The sequence below is a fragment of the Salinithrix halophila genome (assembly GCF_042650125.1).
Taxonomy (GTDB): domain Bacteria; phylum Bacillota; class Bacilli; order Thermoactinomycetales; family DSM-45169; genus Salinithrix; species Salinithrix halophila.
This window is the reverse complement of the sequence record NZ_JBHSAP010000004.1, coordinates 103,013-123,086: the sequence shown is the minus strand read 5'-3', so window position 1 is coordinate 123,086 and position 20,074 is coordinate 103,013. Positions and strand designations below refer to the sequence as shown.

The 20,074-nt window shown below is 52.4% G+C and carries 21 protein-coding genes; 15 read left to right on the top strand and 6 right to left on the bottom strand.

From position 1 onward, the window contains the following. Nucleotides 1–15: 15 nt before the first annotated feature. Nucleotides 16–1,131, top strand: coding sequence for a GerAB/ArcD/ProY family transporter (locus ACFOUO_RS01665; RefSeq protein ID WP_380701503.1), 1,116 nt, complete (start codon nucleotides 16–18; stop codon nucleotides 1,129–1,131). A 25-nt stretch (nucleotides 1,132–1,156) separates the two neighbouring features. On the opposite strand, the gene ACFOUO_RS01660 is transcribed toward ACFOUO_RS01665, so the two are convergent. Then, nucleotides 1,157–1,381 (bottom strand): hypothetical protein, encoded by a 225-nt coding sequence (locus ACFOUO_RS01660; RefSeq protein ID WP_380701501.1) that lies wholly within the window; start codon nucleotides 1,379–1,381, stop codon nucleotides 1,157–1,159. 206 nt (nucleotides 1,382–1,587) lie between these two features. Between ACFOUO_RS01660 and ACFOUO_RS01655 the strand changes: the two genes are divergently transcribed. Beyond that, the gene (locus tag ACFOUO_RS01655; protein ID WP_380701499.1) at nucleotides 1,588–1,806 is read left to right on the top strand and encodes a hypothetical protein; all 219 of its coding nucleotides are present in this window, start codon (nucleotides 1,588–1,590) and stop codon (nucleotides 1,804–1,806) included. Nucleotides 1,807–2,195: 389 nt separating this feature from the next. Beyond that, nucleotides 2,196–3,464, top strand: a complete 1,269-nt coding sequence (locus ACFOUO_RS01650; RefSeq protein ID WP_380701497.1) for a trehalase family glycosidase — start codon at nucleotides 2,196–2,198, stop codon at nucleotides 3,462–3,464. A 737-nt stretch (nucleotides 3,465–4,201) separates the two neighbouring features. On the opposite strand, the gene ACFOUO_RS01645 is transcribed toward ACFOUO_RS01650, so the two are convergent. Both ACFOUO_RS01645 and ACFOUO_RS01640 read right to left on the bottom strand, forming a co-directional pair. Further along, entirely contained in the window at nucleotides 4,202–4,495 is a 294-nt protein-coding gene (locus tag ACFOUO_RS01645) for a hypothetical protein (RefSeq protein WP_380701495.1), read from the bottom strand. A 16-nt stretch (nucleotides 4,496–4,511) separates the two neighbouring features. After that, the gene (locus ACFOUO_RS01640) at nucleotides 4,512–4,787 is read right to left on the bottom strand and encodes a hypothetical protein (RefSeq protein WP_380701493.1); all 276 of its coding nucleotides are present in this window, start codon (nucleotides 4,785–4,787) and stop codon (nucleotides 4,512–4,514) included. A gap of 206 nt (nucleotides 4,788–4,993) precedes the next feature. Between ACFOUO_RS01640 and ACFOUO_RS01635 the strand changes: the two genes are divergently transcribed. The 3 genes from ACFOUO_RS01635 (at nucleotide 4,994) to ACFOUO_RS01625 (ending at nucleotide 9,328) form a co-directional block, all read left to right on the top strand. Next, nucleotides 4,994–6,691: a formate--tetrahydrofolate ligase gene (locus ACFOUO_RS01635; RefSeq protein ID WP_380701491.1), complete on the top strand. Its 1,698-nt coding sequence runs from the start codon at nucleotides 4,994–4,996 to the stop codon at nucleotides 6,689–6,691. Nucleotides 6,692–7,161: 470 nt separating this feature from the next. Further along, nucleotides 7,162–8,103, top strand: coding sequence for an ABC transporter ATP-binding protein (locus ACFOUO_RS01630; protein WP_380701489.1), 942 nt, complete (start codon nucleotides 7,162–7,164; stop codon nucleotides 8,101–8,103). Next, the gene (locus ACFOUO_RS01625; protein WP_380701487.1) at nucleotides 8,096–9,328 is read left to right on the top strand and encodes an ABC transporter permease subunit; all 1,233 of its coding nucleotides are present in this window, start codon (nucleotides 8,096–8,098) and stop codon (nucleotides 9,326–9,328) included. The genes ACFOUO_RS01630 and ACFOUO_RS01625 overlap by 8 nt, the downstream gene beginning before the upstream one ends. Before the next feature lie 275 nt (nucleotides 9,329–9,603). Here ACFOUO_RS01625 and ACFOUO_RS01620 read toward each other — a convergent pair whose 3' ends face one another. Continuing rightward, on the bottom strand, nucleotides 9,604–9,789 hold the full coding sequence (locus ACFOUO_RS01620) for a hypothetical protein (protein ID WP_380701485.1): 186 nt from the start codon (nucleotides 9,787–9,789) through the stop codon (nucleotides 9,604–9,606). A gap of 147 nt (nucleotides 9,790–9,936) precedes the next feature. On the opposite strand from ACFOUO_RS01620, the gene ACFOUO_RS01615 reads away from it, so the two are divergent. The 9 genes from ACFOUO_RS01615 (at nucleotide 9,937) to lysS (ending at nucleotide 18,094) form a co-directional block, all read left to right on the top strand. Beyond that, nucleotides 9,937–10,704: a type III pantothenate kinase gene (locus ACFOUO_RS01615; RefSeq protein WP_380701483.1), complete on the top strand. Its 768-nt coding sequence runs from the start codon at nucleotides 9,937–9,939 to the stop codon at nucleotides 10,702–10,704. 72 nt (nucleotides 10,705–10,776) lie between these two features. Further along, nucleotides 10,777–11,664 carry an Hsp33 family molecular chaperone HslO gene (hslO, locus tag ACFOUO_RS01610; RefSeq protein ID WP_380701481.1) on the top strand — a complete coding sequence of 296 codons (888 nt, stop codon included), beginning with the start codon at nucleotides 10,777–10,779 and terminating at the stop codon, nucleotides 11,662–11,664. Nucleotides 11,665–11,841: 177 nt separating this feature from the next. After that, nucleotides 11,842–12,771, top strand: coding sequence for a cysteine synthase A (gene cysK / locus ACFOUO_RS01605; protein WP_380701479.1), 930 nt, complete (start codon nucleotides 11,842–11,844; stop codon nucleotides 12,769–12,771). Nucleotides 12,772–12,962: 191 nt separating this feature from the next. After that, nucleotides 12,963–13,583, top strand: coding sequence for an anthranilate synthase component II (locus ACFOUO_RS01600; protein WP_380701477.1), 621 nt, complete (start codon nucleotides 12,963–12,965; stop codon nucleotides 13,581–13,583). A gap of 34 nt (nucleotides 13,584–13,617) precedes the next feature. Beyond that, complete coding sequence (folP, locus tag ACFOUO_RS01595; RefSeq protein ID WP_380701475.1) at nucleotides 13,618–14,487, top strand: dihydropteroate synthase; 870 nt, start codon at nucleotides 13,618–13,620, stop codon at nucleotides 14,485–14,487. A gap of 3 nt (nucleotides 14,488–14,490) precedes the next feature. Further along, on the top strand, nucleotides 14,491–14,850 hold the full coding sequence (gene folB, locus ACFOUO_RS01590) for a dihydroneopterin aldolase (protein WP_380701473.1): 360 nt from the start codon (nucleotides 14,491–14,493) through the stop codon (nucleotides 14,848–14,850). Next, entirely contained in the window at nucleotides 14,847–15,398 is a 552-nt protein-coding gene (folK, locus tag ACFOUO_RS01585; RefSeq protein WP_380701471.1) for a 2-amino-4-hydroxy-6-hydroxymethyldihydropteridine diphosphokinase, read from the top strand. Before folB ends, folK begins: the two co-directional genes overlap by 4 nt. Nucleotides 15,399–15,419: 21 nt before the next feature. Beyond that, a complete protein-coding gene (gene dusB, locus ACFOUO_RS01580) occupies nucleotides 15,420–16,418 on the top strand; it encodes a tRNA dihydrouridine synthase DusB (RefSeq protein WP_380701469.1) in 999 nt (332 codons plus the stop codon). A gap of 161 nt (nucleotides 16,419–16,579) precedes the next feature. After that, nucleotides 16,580–18,094 carry a lysine--tRNA ligase gene (gene lysS, locus ACFOUO_RS01575; RefSeq protein WP_380701467.1) on the top strand — a complete coding sequence of 505 codons (1,515 nt, stop codon included), beginning with the start codon at nucleotides 16,580–16,582 and terminating at the stop codon, nucleotides 18,092–18,094. Between the two features lie 55 nt (nucleotides 18,095–18,149). Here lysS and ACFOUO_RS01570 read toward each other — a convergent pair whose 3' ends face one another. Next, nucleotides 18,150–19,040 carry a glycerophosphodiester phosphodiesterase gene (locus ACFOUO_RS01570; protein ID WP_380701465.1) on the bottom strand — a complete coding sequence of 297 codons (891 nt, stop codon included), beginning with the start codon at nucleotides 19,038–19,040 and terminating at the stop codon, nucleotides 18,150–18,152. Between the two features lie 139 nt (nucleotides 19,041–19,179). Next, nucleotides 19,180–20,061: a glycerophosphodiester phosphodiesterase gene (locus tag ACFOUO_RS01565; RefSeq protein ID WP_380701463.1), complete on the bottom strand. Its 882-nt coding sequence runs from the start codon at nucleotides 20,059–20,061 to the stop codon at nucleotides 19,180–19,182. Nucleotides 20,062–20,074: the final 13 nt, after the last annotated feature.

The window sequence follows — 20,074 nt, the reverse complement described above, 5'->3', positions numbered from 1 at the left end:
AAAAGGGGGGAGCTTATGGAAAAGGTTAAAATTAGCCCTTATCAGCTTTTCACGCTGATCGTATTATTTGAGCTGGGAAGTGCTTTGGTGGTGGCATTGGGTGTCACTGCAAAAAAAGACGCCTGGCTGGCGATCCTGATGGGGCTGGTGTTGGGGCTGGCTGTCTTTCTGGTAAACAATGCCCTCTACCGCTCCTACCCCGATCAGCCGTTAACCGGTTATGTCCGCAAGATATGGGGACCCTATATCGGCTGGGTAGTTGGACTGGCTTATGTCTGGTACTTTACTTACATCGCTTCCCGCGTCCTTCGGGACTTCATTGACCTGTTGATCACCCTGTATGATCTCACTCCCGAGTTCGTATTAGGAACCGGTCTGATGGTGGTGATGATCTACACGCTCTACCTGGGGATTGAAGTGTTGGCACGGTTAGGGGAACTCTTCATTGTTGTGATGATTTCCTTGGGTTTCATAGCGAGCCTTTTTCTATGGATGACGGAAACGGTGCAGATTGAACGGTTGCTACCTGTATTGGAAAATGGGTGGAAACCTGTTTTAATGACGGTCTTTCCTCAGACCCTGACCGTTCCCTTTGGAGAGATGATTGTCTTCAGTATGATCTTTCCCTATCTGAATCGCCCCAAAAAGGCTTTGCCGATCGGATTGATGGGAATGGCCTTTAGTGGGCTGATTTTGACTTATACCATTTCGCTCAATATCGCCGTCCTGGGTGTGGATATCATGGGGCGCTCTCCGTTTCCCTTACTGGGAACAGTCGGGAAAATCACGGTGGCGAATATCCTGCAAAATTTAAATGTGATCGCCTTGTTGACCTTGATTATCGGCGGTTTTTTTAAGATATCCATTTTTTTCTACGCGGCTGTTTTGGGGGTAACCGACCTTTTTCGCATGAAAGACACGCAGCAGATGGTTGTTCCTCTGGGCCTGGTTATCTTGTTTTTCTCCATTGCCATCGCCAGCGATTTTTCTCTCCATATTGAAGAGGGGCTCAAGGTGGTTCCGTTGTACTTACATTTGCCCTTTCAAATTGGCATTCCCATCCTCTTATTTCTTACCAACTTGTTCCGTAAGCGGAGAAACAAAAGAAAAACCCGCTCTGCGGCAGGTTAAGGAAGAAGCAAGGGTTTATAAAGGACTACTGTTGACGGGAACGTTTTTTTCGGGCTTGTAACACTTGTTGTGAGACGTAGAGAAGCAAGAATCCCGCCAAAATGACATATTCCGCCCGATCCATGACAAAGAAATAGGACAAGATGTTAAACCGGACGGTTTCAAGAGGGTGCTTTAACAAGCTATCCATCACCGCTGCCATCAGGTAGTTTAAAACCAGCAGAAATAAAAAGACCCAACAGTTTTTCATTCTGTTCACCCTATCCCCGTCAGTAGGTATTAGGATTTGATTCCAGGGGGTGATTTATACTGGGACCAGCCTGGGATATCGTCAGGGAACAGCGTTGGCGGATTGGCTTGAGCCTAACTCAGAAATGAAAAAGAGGTTAACCATCTGTTCGCAGTCGCCATATGTTAATTATGGGTTTTCAATACAACTTCAAGGGGATGTTTTCCATGTCGTTGGTCGGCGTGATCAAAGTGGGTGCTGTCTTTACATCAGCAGCGGTGAATGTAAATTCGCCCTTTGTGAATCAACCCAGCAACCAGAAAAACGTGACCCAGGGACCCACTGGGGGGCACGGAGATTTCTCAGTCCTGAATACTTTTGAGGGCGTTGGGCCTGTTTCCGTAGACCCCGATTTCTTGGATAAGCCCGCTCAAATTCTTCCTTAAAAAGGATATTCTAGCTGGATCCGTCAGGGATCCTCTTTTTTCTTCGTATAGATCTCCGCCAAGAAGGATCAATGGTAAGAGGGCGTGATTTTGTGTCCCAATGTCCGAATATCCAAATTAACCATATTAAGATTAATTCCGTTAGTACTTCTTCCTCGGTTAATATCGGAAATAATATCGTCTGTCAACCGAGTTTCCAAAAAAATAGAACACAAGGGCCGATTGGTGGACATGGAGACTACAGTAGCGTCGACACGGCACAAAAGCTGGGCAATATTATGGAGGGTGTTCCTGAGAGGTAGGGGATTTTCCAGAAGTCCTGAGAGGTTATAAAGTGTCTCGACAGAGATTATAGTAAAGGTAGGAAGCAAACGAAGGGGTGACGTTTCGTGAACGAGTTGTTACCACCCGTTCGGATCGAATGCCCGGATAGGGAAGTCAGGCGCACTCTCGAATATATTGACCGGTTCTGGAGGAAAATCGTTAAAAAAAGCCCCCCTTATACACAAGGTGAACTGTTTTATCTCCCGTATCCATATGTGGTGCCGGGAGGCATGTTTCAACAGTTGTTTTATTGGGATAGTTATTTTATTATTCTGGGATTAAAAATCTTTCAGTTCCATCGGCTGGCTAAGGGGATTGTCGAAAATTTTTTTTATGAGATGACGCGCTTTGGCATTATCCCGAATAGCTCTGAACTTGCCCACCTAAGCCGGTCCCAGCCGCCTTTTCTCACTTCCATGATTCGGGCGGTCTGGGATCGGGATATGGAGTGGTTAAAAAAAGCTTTCGAGATCGCCAAGATTGAATACCACGAAGTATGGATGAACCCTCGAACCCATTATCATGCTGATACAGGGTTGAATAAGTATTATGACAATCTCCCTGGCATGTTGAGCGTAAAAGGGGAGGCATATCTTCACCTCGACGAAGTCTATATTCCGCCTCGTTTTTGGCAGGAGCGGATTGAAGCGGAATCTGGATGGGATTATACCGGCCGGTTTAACCGACAATGCGGCTATTATCTGCCCGTCGATTTAAATGCCCTGCTCTACAAATACGAAACGGACTTTTTGCACTTTTCGAAAATCCTGGGGCATGAAAACGAAGGACAGCAATGGAAAGAGAGGGCTTTACTCCGTAAACAGCGGATCGACCGCTATCTGTGGAACGATCAGGAGGGTACATACTTCGATTACGATTTTGTCCGCCAACGACAAAATCGATATCATTCCTTAGCGGCCTTTTCCCCCCTTTGGTCTAAAGCAGCGTCTCCTTATCAAGCCCAAAGGATTGCCCAGCGCCTGCCCATGTTTCTCTACCCCGGAGGAGTGGTGACATCCACCGTACGATCAGGATTCCAATGGGATTATCCCAATGGTTGGGCCCCGCTGCAATGGGTTGTTGCCAAGGGGTTGCAAAATTACCGCTATGAAAAGGAAAGCCGAATTATTACCGAACGCTGGGTCCGTTTATGTACAAAGATGTTCTTGCAGCACGGTAAATTATTTGAGAAATATAACGTGGTCGATTTCAATATTCAGACGGCCGGCAGGTATCCTTTACAAGAAGGCTTTGGCTGGACCAATGCGATCTACACAAAATTCGCCGTTGAGTTCCTGGGATGCCGGATTGATAAAAAGGCCCCCATAGACTAGGGGCCTGAGGTGCTTGACAACCTCCGGAGCGGGGGTGGAGGGCCGGATTTCCGACTCCGCGCCAGATGTTCCTCCCGCAGATGTGGGGGATGTCCGCTCCGCTCCCTCCGTCCCCGACCAGCGGACAAAAGGGTAAAGCGGGTTGTCCGCTAAACGGTCGGTGCCTCCGGGAGCTCCGCTGAGTGGTCGGTGCCAACAGGCGCTTCGCCGGAAACCGGCCGCCTCTGTGGCGCAGGAGGGACTTTGTCAGCAGTTTCAGGCCCCATATACTAGGGGCCTCTTGTTTTCATTGAAATCTTAAATAATGCAAAACCCGGTCGAAACTCCGCTTTACTACAGAGAACTGACCTTCATCCTGTGACCAACATACGACGGAAGGCGTTTCACCATGGTAATCATGGCACAAGATGTCTCCATCTACGCAACGGGCGAAGGGAAAATACCGGGTGCCGCTGAAACGTTTCTCATACACCTTTAACACACTGTCCTCCGCGTTTAAATCTCCTATTCGGAGGAGGCGTTCCATTTGCCCCTGTTTCTTCTCTCCATAGAAAAAGCGGGCGTCAGGCGAACTATTGTCATGCAATGAAAGGGATCCGTCATGAACATGCCACTCCTTTTTTCATCCTCCGTCCATCGATAAAAAAAGACCCCGCTTAGGGGATCTCCAATTCGTGCGGTTGATCTCTTCCATCATAAAATCGACACAGCATACATTTCAATCACTATCACTACACTTACTGATTGACGTATTGATCGATGACACTTTTGAAATGATTTAAAAAGGCAGTCTCATCACACTGGGTTTTGTCAACTCCTGTTCCGGCTTGAAGCGTTCCATCCCAGTTACTAATAAACTCGATTCCCTGGGTTCCACAAATTTCCTCCTTAAGATATCGATGGTATTCCGTTATCAAATCATGTATATCCATTTCTTCGCATTCTACCATAATAATGATATATCTCCAAACTTTCCTCACTTCGGGGTCTTCCGGTCTATTTCTCTCCAAGAACTGTTGAAGGTTCTTCATCATTTTTCAACCCCTTTTATTTTTCTTTCTTAATTCTATTGCTATTGGAATCGAATTTTGGATAGTGCGTGGTTATATAGTCGGCACTCTTAGGAACAACAAATCCTTCAACTTCAATTATTTTACCATTAGGTCCTTTTACAATAGAGCTAAACTTGACAGGGGTAACTACTCCATCCACTTCTTTATACGGAAACTTTTTGTTTTGTTTAAATTGATTTAGCGCCAACTCTCCCATATCATCAATTTGTAATTCTGTAAAGTTTTCGGGATATACAGTTTTGGGTGTCATATTTTTCGACACTTTTGCCAGATCTTCAGGAAAAGGTTACGGATCTGTATTACGGAGTTGCCTAGCCCATAGCAGTCATTTACTCTTTCGAGAGCATGATGAACTGGGTTTGTGATAGATTAAAAATGGCGAGAGCGCTTTCAAATAATAGTAGGTCAGCTGGTGCAACCTAGTTGCTGAATAAGATACGGGAGGAGCGTGGGGGATTGATTACGAAGGAAACGAAAAAGGCGATTCCCAGTGATATCGAAATCGCCCAAAGGGCAGACATGAAGCCGATTGTAGAGATAGCCGCTCAGCTGGGACTTACGGAAGAAGATGTAGAGCTCTATGGAAAGGTGAAAGCTAAAATCGCTCCCGGAGTTTGGAATCGGATCAAAACCCGTACCGACGGGAAACTGATTCTGGTTACCGCGATCAGTCCCACCCCTGCCGGTGAAGGAAAATCGACGGTCACTGTTGGTCTCGGTCAGGCGCTTAACCGGATCGAAAAAAAGGCCGTGGTGGCTCTTCGGGAGCCCTCTCTCGGGCCCAGCATGGGAATCAAAGGGGGAGCTGCCGGCGGAGGGTACTCCCAGGTATTGCCCATGGAGGACATTAACCTCCATTTTACGGGGGATTTTCATGCTGTCACTTCCGCCCATAACGCGATTTCCGCGGTGATCGACAACCATATTCATCAAGGGAACCGTCTACAGATCGATCCTCGTCGCGTCGTGTGGAAGCGGGTGATGGACCTGAACGACCGTGCTCTCCGCAACGTTGTGGTAGGCCTCGGAGGGAAAGCCCATGGGATGCCTCGGGAAGACGGTTTCGATATTACCGTTGCCTCCGAGTTGATGGCGATCCTGTGCCTGGCTGCCGACCTTGATGATCTGAAAGAACGCATTGGTCGGATCCTCGTTGCCTATACCTTCAGCGGCAAGCCCATCACCGTAGCCGAGCTGGGTGTGGCTGGAGCGGCGACCCTCCTTCTAAAGGATGCTCTGCGCCCCAACTTGGTGCAGACCCTGGAAAACACGCCTGCCTTCATCCATGGCGGTCCCTTTGCCAACATCGCCCATGGCTGCAACTCCCTGATGGCTACTCGGTTTGCCCTCAAACTATCGGAGTATACGGTGACTGAGGCGGGTTTCGGAGCTGACCTCGGGGCGGAAAAGTTCCTTCATATCAAAAGTCGAATCGGGGGATTGCGTCCGGATGTAGCTGTTATCGTGGCTACCGTACGCGCCTTGAAGATGCACGGCGGTGTCCCCAAGGATCGGTTGAAAGAGCCTGATGTGGAGGCCTTGGGGCGGGGCATGACCAACCTAGAGCGCCATGCGGAAACGATGGCTAACTTCGGCCTCCCCTTTGTCGTGGCCCTTAACCGATTCCATACGGATTCGGCGGAGGAACTGGAGGCTTTAGAGCGCTGGTGCCGGGAAAAAGGGTTTCCTTTCGCTCTGTGTGAAGTATGGGAGCATGGTGGAGCCGGTGGGGAGGCGCTGGCCAGGGAAGTGGTTCGCCTCACCGAGAGCGGAGAGAACCGATTTCAATTCCTCTATGAGACGGATCAGCCGATCCGTTCCAAGATCTCCCGTATCGCCCGTAGCGTCTACGGAGCATCGGGTGTCACCTATACCCCTCAGGCGGAAAAGCAGATCGCTGAGTGCGAAGCTAACGGCTGGGGTGAACTACCGATCTGCATGGCGAAGACTCAGTACTCTCTCTCCGACGATCCCGCGTTACTGGGCCGACCGGAAGACTTCACCCTTCACGTGCGGGAGGTCCGGCCGTCGGTGGGAGCCGGTTTCCTGGTCGCTCTGACTGGGGATATGCTAACGATGCCGGGCTTGCCCAAAAAACCCGCCGCCCTCGATATGGATATCGATAAAGAAGGGCGAGTGTATGGGTTGTTTTGAGCAGAGATTGCCAAGAGCATCAGCAGGGGGCGGAGATTGGGATTATGTCGGTTCTTCTACTTTCCAAAATGTGTTGTGGTTGAGTCCGGCGGAGGTTATTTTAAGACTTGTATCAGTCGTGGCTCAGTGGGTGGGCATTATGAGTTGTGGGAGAAAGATCCTTATAATCCCGATGATTATATAGGCACTGAATATATACCTCCTGGCGGATGTCAGACATGGAATGTTAATAAATTTGTTGACGGAGCAAATGGGAAAGCAGAATGATATCTTGTTATATCCGAATGGTTTAAAGATCGTATTTACTCAACGACAGCAAAATTTTATGATTAATATTAGACCGATCCGCCAGGTCTCCACACTGGCGGATTATTTGTGATTAGTTAGCCTAAATTGGTTTTTTTCTCACATTAGGATTAAGAAATGTGGAGGCATTGTTTCATTATGTAAAAGAATGAAAGGATGGAACCATGGACGTTTTGGTGTTGGAGGAAGTCTCCAAAAAAATCGGTTCGCGACGGATTGTGAACAACGTCAGTATGCGAGTCAGAGAAGGGGAAGTATACGGTTTTCTTGGACCTAATGGTGCCGGCAAAACCACAACCATTCGTATGATTGTTGGCTTGATCCAGCCGACTCGTGGAACGATTCGCATCATGGGTCATGATGTGCAAAAAAGGCCCGCCCAGGCGATGGCTCATATTGGCACGATTGTTGAAAATCCGGAGACTTATTCCTATCTCTCAGGACGAAAGAATCTGATTCACTATGCGCGATTGGCTGGATTAAGCAAAAAGGAGCGGGATCGACGAGTTGAAGAAGTGACTGAGCTCGTCCGATTGACTGATAGAATTGATGATAAAGTAAAAACATACTCACTCGGAATGCGTCAACGTCTGGGCGTGGCCCAAGCATTGCTGGCTAATCCTCGATTATTGGTACTGGACGAGCCTACCAATGGGTTGGATCCGGCAGGCATACGGGAGTTTCGTGACTTGATTCGACGTCTGGCGGATGACGGAATGGCCGTCTTTGTTTCCAGTCATTTACTAAGCGAGATTCAAATGATGTGTGATCGGGTGGCGATTCTAAACCATGGTCGTTTGTTGAGGGAAGCCGATGTGTCGGAATTGCTGGAACAAGCCGCCAGTGTTTCATTCCGTGTACGTGACTCGGCTTACGCGCTACAGGTTTTTCAACGGGAAGGCGTGAAGGCCAAAGAGGGGGAGCACGGAATCATCTATACCTATTTGGAAGAAGAGGCTATTCCGGAAATGGTTAAAAGGTTGGTATATCAGGATGTAGCGATCTATAGTGTTCAATTACAGAAAAATTCGTTGGAAGAGACGTTCTTACAGTTAACGGAAAAGCCGGGTGTAGAAGAAGGGAAAGGAGGGGGAGTCGGTGCGTGAGTGGGGCCGTGTGTTTGCTAACGAATGGATGAAGCTGATTCATCGCCGCCAATTTTGGATCATCATGCTGCTGGCTGTGCTGATGAGCATCGGTTTATCAGGAACTATGTATCAGTGGGAGAAGGAATATGCTCCTGGTAACTTGATTGTTGATATGAAACAGAGAATTGAAAGATACGAACAAAATCTGAGAGAAATGAAAAAAGAGTCGTTAAAAGGAACATCAGAGGGAGCAAGTTCATCGGACTTACAAAAAGAAATCAAAATGGTAGAGAAAAGCATCGAGAGACTCAAAGGAAAATTACATCGGATGCAGCAATTGAAGTCACCAGACTGGGATCAATTGATTAAAAGTGATTTAGCGAAGTTGCAACAAAGGATGGAGAAGTATCAAGGCGATTCGGAAGCTGGCCGTGAAAGTCAAAGACAGAAAGGTTATGCGCAACAAACGGAGTGGCAATATCTTCTGGAGCGAGATATTCCTCCCCTTCTGCAGGGTGAGTTTACCGCTTGGAAAGCGATGAATCAACTGATGCCGCTTGCATCTGGATTGTTCCTACCTATGTTGTTGGTCATACTCGTGGCGGACATGGTGTCCGGAGAGACTGCAAGTGGTACGATGAAACTGCTGCTCGTTCGTCCCGTCTCCCGGGTGAAGATCCTACTGGGAAAATGGGCGGCCAGTCTTACGGCAACCATGGTACTATCACTGTGCTTTTTTGCGACGATGCTGGCTGTTCATCTGCTGTTGTATAGTTCAGACGGGGCCCGTCAGCCACACTTCGTGAACGTGGATTTCCTTTTCGGTATGGGGAAAGAAGGACAAATCGTTCCCATTCCGCTTTTTGATAAAGCCTTGTTAATACCCGAGTGGCAATATATCGCAGGATCCATGTTGTTGAGCGTTTTCGCTATGATGGCCGTGGCCTCTATTACGTTTTTATGTTCTACTGTATTTAAATCACCGTTGATCAGTTCAGGGGCGGCTCTCGCCATGGTGATTCTAGGACAAGCACTTCAACAGGAAGTACACAACGGGAAATGGATGTTCTGGTTGTTCACCGTTCATTTAAACCCAGGCAGTAATTGGGATGGTCAGCTTTCAAACACCATGGAAGCAAATTTGCCTCTGACAACGGGCATCACGGTGTTGACGATCTGGATCGGAGTGACTCTTCTGGCGTCATTACTGTATTTCCGGAAGAAAGATATCTTGAACGCATGATTGGAAGAGCGGTGCTCCGTTGAAAAAGACGGACACCGTTCTGTTTTTTGAAGCCGGGATCAAGGCTCGGCCCGGTGGTGAGGCTATGTCCGTTCTCTCTAGCCTATGAATAAATAACCATGCTCTGATAGACTAAAGAACCTCAATCCCATATTTCCAAGCACACCCAGTATGGTACAATGGCTGCGGGGAACCTCTCCCGGTCAGGCGACCAGGAAACCGGTTTCGACCATGCCCGGTTTACCCAAAAAGCCTGCCGCCCTTGATATGTATAATTAGCTTTGAAACAAGAAAGCCCCCACGACCCCTATGCCAAGAAGAAAAACCGTGATCAGGATCGTTTTTATTACCACATCCGATGCAAAATAGATGAATTTATCCGCAGGGTCTTTCTTTTGCCACTCTTCTTCCTCCTTTTCTTGCTTCCGCTTGAAGTTTGCGATGAGATTCTTTATGTCCATCACCCCCTGATAGATGTGCTTTTATCTTAAAACAGTCCCGCTAAAAGTGCCATGCCCAAAAACGATCGCAGTCGGCGTCGATTGAATTCAAGGTTCCGCCCTGCTATGATGGGGTTGGACTTTTTTCCGAAAAGCAGGTGGATACCCATGTTATTGGTGATGGATGTCGGCAATACTCATATAGTATTGGGGCTGTATCAGGGGGATGAGCTGGTGCATCATTGGCGCATCCACACCGACCGCCGTTCCACGGAAGACGAGTACGGTATGCGGCTGAAAAACCTCTTCCACCATGTAGGCGTCTCTTTAGAGGAGGTAGACGGGGTGGCGATCTGTTCCGTAGTCCCGCCCCTGACCCACGTTCTGAAGCTGTTGACGAAGAAATATTTTCAACTTACTCCCCTGATCGTCGGTCCGGGGGTAAAGACAGGATTGAACATCCAGTACGAAACCCCCAGGGAAGTAGGGGCAGACCGCATTGTCAACGCTGTTGCCGCCTTGGAGCGTTACGGGACACCGGTGATTGTCGTCGACTTTGGGACGGCCACCACTTTTTGCTTTATCAACGAAGAAGGACGCTATATCGGCGGGGCGATTACTCCGGGGATCAACGTCGCCACCGAGGCCCTCTATGAACGGGCTTCCCAGTTAACACGGGTGGAGATTGTCAAGCCGGAGAGTGTAGTTGGTCGAAATACGGTGAAAGCCGTTCAAGCGGGTGTCTTTTATGGCTATGTCGGCGTTGTCGACGGAATTGTCTCCCGTATGCGGAACCAGTTAAGGGAGATTCCGACGGTGGTGGCCACCGGCGGCCTCGCAGAACTGATCTGTGGAGATACCCAGACGATCGATGAGGTGGATCCGCTACTGACCCTGGAAGGGCTGAAGCTGGTTTTTGAGCGGAACCGGAAATAAATTGTTTCGGGACCCCGGCGATGGGGTTCCTTTTAGTCAGGGGGATTTTTCCCCAGGAAGGCAGGGTTTGTGATGAGTGGAGATTATGCGATCGGGGGCATGGCTTTCGACGGACACGTTCGCGGGATTGCTGTTGTTACGACCGATTTGGTGGGAGAGTTGCAGCGGCGGCACCAGACCTGGCCCGTCGTCAGTGCCGCTTTGGGACGAACGGTTTCGGCAGGAGCCATGATGGGGATGATGATGAAAAGTGACCGGGACCGGCTGACGATCCAGGTTCGGGGAGACGGTCCCATCGGTCAGATCGTCGTCGATGCCGACGCGTTGGGACATGTGCGGGGCTATGTAGACAATCCCGCCGTAGACCTTCCTCTGAACAATCAGGGCAAGCTGGATGTAGCGGCTGCTGTCGGTAAGGGCACTCTGGATGTGGTGAAAGACCTGGGGCTGAAAGAACCCTACCGGGGGAGCGTGCGTTTGGTCTCTGGAGAATTGGGGGATGATTTTACCTATTATTTGACCGTGTCGGAGCAGGTGCCCTCCGCGGTGGGAGTGGGTGTATTGGTGGATCGAGACGCTACGATTCTCCATTCCGGCGGCTTTATCATCCAGATGATGCCTGGTGCCGAGGAGTCCCTCATTACCGAACTGGAGCAACGCATTCAAGAAGCTCCCCCGGTGACGAAACAGATGGAAGCCGGCGCAGGGCCTGAGGAGATGCTGTTTCGCATTTTAGGCGAAGATTTCACGATTCACCATCGGCAAGAACTTGCCTTCCGTTGCCATTGCTCCCGGGAGCGAACCGAGGCCACATTGAAAAGCCTCGGAGAAGAGGAACTGACGAACCTGATCGAGGAACAGAGAAAAGCAGAAGTGATCTGCCACTTCTGCAACGAAGCTTACCAATTCTCCCGGGAGGAGTTAGAATTCCTACGGGAGAAAGTGGACGGGGAAAGTTGAGGGAAACGACGAAGGGAACCGGGTCTTGACTATTTGCAAGACCCGGGTTTCTTTTCTAGTAATCGGGAAAAGAAAAATGGAGAAGAAAGTCTGTCTGTTAATTGACAATGTTCCCCCGCCTTGTTACGATAAAATCATAAATTCCTACCGAACTACTAGGTCATAGGAGGTTCATCCATGCGCGTAGCAGAAAATATCCTGCAACTGATTGGGGAAACCCCGGTTGTCAAATTGAACCGGATCGTAGGGAAGGCCGATGCCGATGTCTATCTGAAGCTGGAATACTTCAACCCCGGCAGCAGCGTGAAAGACCGGATCGCGTACAGCATGATCCAAGAAGCGGAGAAGCGGGGCGATCTGAAGCCGGGCTCTACTATCGTAGAACCGACTAGTGGTAACACCGGGATTGGGCTAGCGATGGTCGCTGCCGCCAAGGGATACCGCGCCTTGCTTGTGATGCCCGATACAATGAGCCTCGAGCGTCGTAACTTGTTGCGCGCCTATGGTGCTGAGCTGGTTCTTACCCCTGGAGCGGAAGGGATGAAGGGAGCCATCGCCAAAGCGGAAGAAATCGCGCGGGAGAACCCGGATTACTTCATGCCGCAACAGTTTAACAACCAGGACAACGTCAAAATCCACCGCGAGACAACCGGTCCGGAATTGGTCCGCCAAATGGAAGGGAAGATCGATGCCTTCGTCTCCGGGATCGGCACCGGGGGCACCATCACCGGGGCGGGTGAAGTGCTGAAAAAGGAGATCCCCGGTATCCATATCGTCGCTGTGGAACCCACCGCTTCTCCGGTTCTGTCCGGTGGGAAGCCTGGCCCCCACAAAATCCAGGGAATCGGTGCTGGATTTGCGCCTGAAATTTTGGACACGGACCTCTATGATGAAGTGATAACCGTTGCCAACGAAGAAGCGTTTGAATGGGCTCGCCGCATGGCCAAGGAAGAGGGCATCCTCGGGGGGATCTCCTCCGGAGCTGCTGTCGCTGCCGCAGTGAAACTCGCCCGTCGGCTCGGCGCCGGCAAGCGGGTGGTGGCCGTTCTCCCCTCCAATGGCGAGCGGTACCTGACCACCCAACTGTACCAGTTTGACGAAGAGTAAACGTGTTGCCGAAAAATGGAGCGAAAGCCCCGTCCGTCCAGGGCGGGGTTTTCGCAATGGAAACCTTTTTTCCCCATGCGATTTGTTGTAAACTGATGGGAGGAGTATGTTCGTCCCACATCTCTACGCACAGGCGGGACGGTAAGAATGGGTGAGATCAGAAGAGACAGGATGAGAGGAGACGAGGAACGATGATTCTGGTGATCGATAACTACGATTCCTTTACCTACAATTTGGTTCAGTATCTCGGGGAGTTGGGAGAAGAAATCCAGGTGTACCGGAATGATCAGATCACTGTCGAAGGGGTAGAGGCCATCGCTCCTGACGTGGTGTTGATTTCCCCCGGTCCAGGAAATCCTGATGAAGCGGGGGTCAGTTTGGAACTGGTGCGGCGCCTTGCTGGGCGTATTCCGATTTTGGGTGTCTGCCTCGGACACCAGACGATTGCCCAAGCCTTCGGAGGCAGAGTGATCCGAGCCGGACGGCTGATGCACGGGAAGACCTCCCCGATCCTTCATGATGGGAGCACGATTTTCCGCGGGTTACCCTCTCCCTTCCAAGCCAACCGCTATCATTCCTTGATCGTTGACCGGGAGAGCATCCCGCCGGATTTTATCATCAGTGCGGCGACGGGGGAAGGGGAAGTGATGGCGATTCGCCATCGGGAGCTTCCCCTCGAAGGGGTACAGTTTCACCCTGAATCGATCCTGACCGATCATGGAAAGCAGATGCTGGCCAATTTTATAGAAACTTACTGCCCAGAAAAGGATAAACTCCGGCAGTTCGACGATCCGCCGGTTGTTTCAAGCTGATGTACGGGACAGATGATACAGGAGGAAAACGGCGATGACCCAGTACCAAACGGACATGCAGACCAAGACCCTGCCCCGTCCGCTACAGGCGGGCCCCTATATGCTGCCGATCCATCAGCGAACCGTTGTGATGGGGATTCTCAATGTCACCCCGGATTCTTTCTCCGACGGAGGGCGCTACAGCCATTTGGACAGGGCGGTTGCCCATGCCCGCCGCATGGTCGAGGAAGGGGCTGATATCATCGATGTCGGCGGTGAATCTACTCGCCCCGGTCATCAGCCCGTCTCCTTGGAAGAAGAGCTCGCCCGGGTGATTCCCGTGGTCGAGAGGCTGTCCCGTGAAGTGGACTGCCCCATCTCTGTCGACACTTATAAGGCGGAGACGGCCCGGCGTGCGGTGGAAGCCGGTGCCCATATCATTAATGACGTGTGGGGGTTTAAAAAGGATCCGGATATGGCACCCACGGCGGCGGAATTGGATGTTCCCGTCATCCTGATGCACAATCGGGAGCAGTCTGGATACGGCAGGTTGCTGGATGACGTGTGCACCGACCTGATGGAGAGTGTGGATATCGCCCGTCGGGCCGGTGTCCGGGATGAGCAGATCATCCTGGATCCCGGAATCGGATTTGCAAAAAGCTACCAAGACAATCTGACCGTCATGGGCAATTTGGATCAGATTGTCCAGCTTGGATTTCCGGTTCTCCTCGGCACCTCTCGCAAATCCTTCGTCGGCCTCACTTTGGATTTGCCGGTGGAAGAACGGGTGGAGGGGACCAGCGCCACGATTACGCTGGGGATCGCCAAGGGATGTCGGCTGGTTCGTGTCCATGATGTGAAAGAAATGGTCCGGGTTGCCCGTATGACCGACGTCATGGTCGAGGCGGAGCATAGGGAGGGATAAAGCGTGGACAAGATCTTTTTTAATAAGATGGCGTTTTATGCCTACCACGGAGCCTTCTCGGAAGAGAACCGCCTCGGTCAGCGCTTTTTCGTCGACCTGGAGCTCATGATCGATCTGAAACCGGCCGCAGCTGGTGATGACTTGAGCCGGACGGTGGATTATGGCAAGGTATATGAAACGGTCCAACAAGAAGTGAAAGGGAAGACTTATGCCTTGGTGGAGACGTTGGCAGAGCGGATCGCCGAGCAGTTGTTACATGCCTTCCCTTTGGAAGAAGTGATGGTACGGGTGACCAAACCGGATCCACCCATCCCTGGCCATTATGACTCCGTGGGCGTCGAAATCCGCCGGGGGCGATCATGAGGAGCCAGGTCACCGCCTATATCGGGCTGGGCACCAACCTGGGCGATCGTTTGGCCAACCTGAAAGAAGCCCTGGATCGTCTAGACGCTCGGCAGGGGATTGAGGTGACCCGCATCTCATCGATCTATGAAACAGACCCCATCGGGTTCGCTGACCAGCCCGACTTCCTCAATATGTGCGCCGAGCTGGTTACGGATCTTTCCCCGGAGGAACTGCTGGATGCCCTCCTGGGGGTGGAGCAGGAGCTGTTTCGGGTACGGACGGTCCGATGGGGGCCCCGCACCATTGATCTGGATCTCCTTCTTTACGGAGAGCAGGTATTCAAGGGTGACCAGTTGACGATTCCCCATCCGCGCATGACGGAGCGGGCCTTTGTCCTCGTCCCCTTGGCGGATCTCGCTCCGGATGCCGTAGTCCCCCCGACGGGCAAGACGGTTGCTCAGCTGGCGGAAGAGTTGGAGGACGATGGGGAGATCCGGCGAGCCGCTTCCCAGCTGGAATGGGGAAATTCCCGTGAGATTAGCCCCTTAAACGGAATGATCAACTGACGAATAAGGAGGTGGAAAGCGATGAAATTGAAAATCGGACCGATTGAAACGGAGAATAACGTGGTGCTGGCCCCGATGGCCGGTGTCTGTAACCCCGCCTTCCGGCTGATCGCCAAGGAATTCGGCACTGGCCTCGTCTGCGCCGAGATGGTGAGTGACAAAGCGATCCTGCATGGGAACGAGCGGACGAAACAGATGCTGTACGTGGATGAACGGGAGAAACCCCTCTCTCTGCAGATTTTCGGTGGGGACAAAAACACGTTGGTTGAAGCGGCACAGGTTGTGGATAAGCAGACCAACGCCGACATCATCGACATCAATATGGGGTGCCCAGTGCCCAAGGTGACCAAATGTGATGCCGGGGCCCGCTGGCTCCTCGACCCCGATAAGATTGAGGAGATGGTATCCGCCGTCGTGGAGAAGGTAGAGAAGCCGGTAACGGTGAAGATGAGGATGGGATGGGATGAGGAGCATATCTACGCCGTCGACAACGCTCGCGCCCTGGAACGGGCCGGGGCGAAGGCCGTCTCCCTCCATGGGCGTACCCGGGTACAGATGTACACGGGCAAGGCTGATTGGGATATTATCCGTCAAGTCAAAGCGGCCGTAGATATTCCCGTGATCGGCAACGGAGACGTGCAAACCCCCGAAGACGCCAAGCGGATGCTGGACACCACCGGCTGTGACGGGGTCATGATCGGTCGGGCCGCCCTGGGGAACCCCTGGATGCTGTATCGGACCATCCATTATCTGACCGCCGGGGAGCTCCTCCCTGAGCCTTCCCCCCAGGAGAAGATGAAGATCGCCATCCTCCATATGGACCGCTTGATCGCTCTCCGGGGCGAGGAAGTGGCCGTGCGGGAGATGCGGAAACACGCCTCCTGGTACCTGCGTGGGATGCGCGGCGCCGCCCGAATCAAGGACAACGTCAACGAGCAGACCACCCGAGACGGCATGGCCCGTCTGTTAACGGAGTTTGCCGAGCAGTTGGAAGAAAGACAGAAAGACTTGCCGGCCTAAGGGCTCCAGAGTGGCTGGAGCCCCGCCGGGTTTTCCCCCGTGATTGTCAGCCGCCGGGTACCGGCGGCTTTCATCGGTCTAATCCCCCGGTTCTTTGACCATAACAGAGAGTAAGAGAGAGGGCGGGGAGCACCCGCTGCCTTACGAGGAGTGATTCGGAAGTGAGCCAAGAAGAAGAGCGTCGAGAAGGGCGGGGTGAGGAGACCAGCGAGCTCCTGCAAATCCGCCGTGACAAGATGGAAACCCTGCGGGAACGGGGTATCGACCCCTTTGGACAAAAGTTTGATCGAACCCACAACGCCCAGGAGATTCTGGATGCCTTCGATCATCTGGATAAAGAGGCGATTGCGGAACTTGGGCAAAAAGCGGTGATCGCAGGGCGTCTCATCTCTAAGCGCAAACAGGGGAAAGCCTCCTTTGCCCATCTCCAGGACCAGTCGGGCCGCATCCAGATCTATGTGCGGAAAGACACCGTCGGCGAAGAGCAATATGAAACCTTCACCACGGCTGACTTAGGCGACTGGATGGGAATTCGCGGTACTGTCTTCAAAACCAACCGAGGGGAAACCAGCGTCCAGGCCGAGGAAGTCGTCTTCCTCTCCAAATCCCTCCGTCCGCTGCCGGAGAAGTTCCACGGGCTGAAGGATGTGGAGCTCCGCTATCGCAAGCGGTATCTGGACCTGATCATGAACCCGGAGGTAAAGGAGACCTTTATCACCCGCAGCCGGATCATCAGTGCGATCCGCCGCTATCTCGACGGGGAGGGCTACCTGGAGGTGGAGACACCGACCTTGCATACCATCCCAGGGGGTGCTGCGGCTCGTCCGTTTATCACCCATCACAATGCCCTCGACATGGAGCTTTACATGCGGATTGCGATCGAGCTCCATTTGAAACGGCTAATCGTCGGCGGCATCGAAAAGGTGTATGAAATCGGTCGGGTATACCGGAACGAAGGCATTTCCACCCGTCATAATCCAGAGTTTACGATGCTGGAGCTGTATGAGTCCTATGCGGACTTCCACGATATCATGGATCTGACGGAAAACATCATCACCCATGCCGCGAAAGAGGTGCTCGGGACTGATACAGTCACCTACAACGGCGAGGAGATCCGCCTTTCCGGCCCCTGGGCCCGTAAACATATGGCTGACCTCGTGAAAGAGCATACCGGCGCTGACTTTTGGGCGGACATGAGCGACGAAGAGGCGCTGGCCTTAGCCAAAGAGCACGGTGTCGAGACCAAACCCGGTATGACCTTCGGCCACGTTCTCAACGAGTTTTTCGAGCAAAAGGTGGAAGAGAAACTGATCCAGCCCACCTTTGTTTACGGCCATCCGGTTGCGATCTCCCCTCTCGCCAAGAAGAATGCCGACGACGCGCGTTTTACCGACCGTTTTGAGCTGTTCATCGTCGGCCGGGAGCACGCTAACGCCTTTACTGAGCTCAATGATCCCGTCGACCAGCGGGAGCGCTTCGAAGCCCAAGTGAAAGAGAAAGCCCAGGGTAATGACGAAGCCCACCCCATGGACGAGGACTTCCTGGAAGCCCTCGAATATGGGATGCCCCCTACGGGCGGCCTCGGGATCGGTATCGACCGCCTGGTGATGCTTCTCACCGACAGCCCCTCTATCCGCGACGTCCTGCTGTTCCCGGTGATGCGGGGACAGGGTTAAAAAAGAGCATAACGGTATTACACCTCCCCCCGAGTCATCGGAGGGAGGTGTTTTTTTAGGGGATTTCCTTTTTCAGTACCTTGTTGAGCCGTTCCGGGTAGTTGGTGGAGATGGCGTCAACGCCCCAGGAGAGGAGGCGGCGCATATCCCGTTTGCGATTGACGGTATAGGGATGGATTCTTAAGCCGTGGGAGCGGGCCCGACGCACATCCTCCCGGTCCATGCGTTTGTAGCTGAACCCGATCCCCCAGGCATACCGCCTGATTCGGTTCAGTTCCCGATGGGAGATGTAGCCGGCATCTTTATAATGAATCAGCTGAACCAGGGGGATCTCAGGAGCCTGCCGATGGATGCGTTGCAGGGTCTCCCGACTGAATGAATGGATGATGACCGGTGAGGGGCGGCCTTTTTGCGGCAACAGGTGGTAACGTTGGAGGGTCTTGAGGAGTTTTCGTTCCAAAAGGGGAGCTGAGGAGCCTTCTTTGATCTCCAGACAGTACCGTACACGACGGCCCTGGGAAAGAAGCACTTCCTCCAGCGTAGGGACTTGTGCATGCTGGAAAGAGGGGTGAGCCTTTTTCGGATGTCGCCGGTTGAACCAGCTCCCCGCGTCAAGGCGCTTGAGCTCTTTGAGCGTATAGCGAGTCAAAGGCCCCTGACCGTCCGTAGTACGGTCGACCGTGTCGTCATGGAGAACGACGAGGTGACCGTCTCCCGTCATCTGGATATCCAGTTCAATAAAGTCGGCCCCCATCCGGCGGCCCAGTTCAAAGGCGAAGAGGGTGGACTCCGGTGCCGACCCCGAGGCCCCCCGGTGGGCGATATTCCATACGGATTCCAACGTGATCACCGGTGGCGCTTCGGCGACCACCGGCTGTGGAGGAACAGCCGTCAACCACCCCGTTGCTGTCACCACCGCCATCATACTCCGCAGCCATCGGCCCATCCCGTCTCCCCTTTCGCCGGAATTGGGATTGGCAGGGACTCCCGCCGGATTCCGGCTTTTGTTAGGGTTTCCGCCAGTGGCAATCTCATACGAAAAAACCGCCCGGTAGCCGGGCGGTAAGGTTTAACCGCTGAGGTTCTTATTTCTCTTTCAGGACTTCTCGCAGCCGGTCGGGATGGTTGGTGAACATGCCGGTGACACCCCAGTCGATCAACTTCCGCATGTCCGCCTTTTCGTTGACGGTGTAAGGGTGAATCTCCAGACCATGTTCCCGTACCTTTTGGACATAGGAGCGGTCGATCTTATCAAAGTTGGGGCCGACCCCCACAGCGTATTGTTTCACTTCGTTCAGCTCTTCATCGGAGATATGACCGGAGATATCATACCAGAGGAGCTGGACTAGGGGGATGTCCGGGTTCAGCCGGTTCATTTTGAGGAGGCTTTCCTGACTGAAGGACTGAACCAGCACGTGTCCGTTTCTTAGGGATTTCTTTGAAGTAAGGCCGTATTTTTTCAACGTACAGAGCAGCTTTTCTTCCATGCCGGGGTAAATATCAGGTGCCTTGGTCTCGATATAATACTTTTTGTTTTTGCCGAAGCGTTTCAGTACCTCATCCAACGTAGGGACCTTTAGTCCTTTATACTCCGCCTTGGCGTAGGCGGGGTACTGTTCATTGAACCAGGAGCCGGCGTCCAGCTGCTTGATCTCAGCCAGGGTATGATCCTTCACCTGGCCAGTGCCGTTGGTGGTCCGGTCCAATGTTTCGTCGTGAAGGGCGATCAGATGGCCGTCTTTGGTCATCTGGAGATCGATCTCGATGTAGTCACCCTTCATCTTGTCCCCCAGCTCATAGGAAGCCATAGTGTGCTCCGGGGCATAGGCGGAGGCGCCCCGGTGAGCGACATTGAGTACCTGGGGCTTTTTCGGTGTGGCCGCATGGGCGGTGGCCCCGCCGAAGACGGCAGTCAACAGGCCGGCGACTGCGAGGCCGGAAAAGACAGAGCGATGAGAAGCTTTCAAAGGATTCATCCTT

Coding starts and splice junctions, on each gene's coding strand:
- ACFOUO_RS01665 (WP_380701503.1), top strand. CDS start 16: ATGGAAAAGGTTAAAATTAGCCCTTATCAGCTTTTCACGCTGATCGTA.
- ACFOUO_RS01660 (WP_380701501.1), bottom strand. CDS start 1,381: ATGAAAAACTGTTGGGTCTTTTTATTTCTGCTGGTTTTAAACTACCTG.
- ACFOUO_RS01655 (WP_380701499.1), top strand. CDS start 1,588: ATGTCGTTGGTCGGCGTGATCAAAGTGGGTGCTGTCTTTACATCAGCA.
- ACFOUO_RS01645 (WP_380701495.1), bottom strand. CDS start 4,495: ATGAAGAACCTTCAACAGTTCTTGGAGAGAAATAGACCGGAAGACCCC.
- ACFOUO_RS01640 (WP_380701493.1), bottom strand. CDS start 4,787: ATGACACCCAAAACTGTATATCCCGAAAACTTTACAGAATTACAAATT.
- ACFOUO_RS01630 (WP_380701489.1), top strand. CDS start 7,162: ATGGACGTTTTGGTGTTGGAGGAAGTCTCCAAAAAAATCGGTTCGCGA.
- ACFOUO_RS01620 (WP_380701485.1), bottom strand. CDS start 9,789: ATGGACATAAAGAATCTCATCGCAAACTTCAAGCGGAAGCAAGAAAAG.
- ACFOUO_RS01615 (WP_380701483.1), top strand. CDS start 9,937: ATGTTATTGGTGATGGATGTCGGCAATACTCATATAGTATTGGGGCTG.
- hslO (WP_380701481.1), top strand. CDS start 10,777: ATGAGTGGAGATTATGCGATCGGGGGCATGGCTTTCGACGGACACGTT.
- cysK (WP_380701479.1), top strand. CDS start 11,842: ATGCGCGTAGCAGAAAATATCCTGCAACTGATTGGGGAAACCCCGGTT.
- ACFOUO_RS01600 (WP_380701477.1), top strand. CDS start 12,963: ATGATTCTGGTGATCGATAACTACGATTCCTTTACCTACAATTTGGTT.
- folP (WP_380701475.1), top strand. CDS start 13,618: ATGACCCAGTACCAAACGGACATGCAGACCAAGACCCTGCCCCGTCCG.
- folK (WP_380701471.1), top strand. CDS start 14,847: ATGAGGAGCCAGGTCACCGCCTATATCGGGCTGGGCACCAACCTGGGC.
- dusB (WP_380701469.1), top strand. CDS start 15,420: ATGAAATTGAAAATCGGACCGATTGAAACGGAGAATAACGTGGTGCTG.
- ACFOUO_RS01570 (WP_380701465.1), bottom strand. CDS start 19,040: ATGGGCCGATGGCTGCGGAGTATGATGGCGGTGGTGACAGCAACGGGG.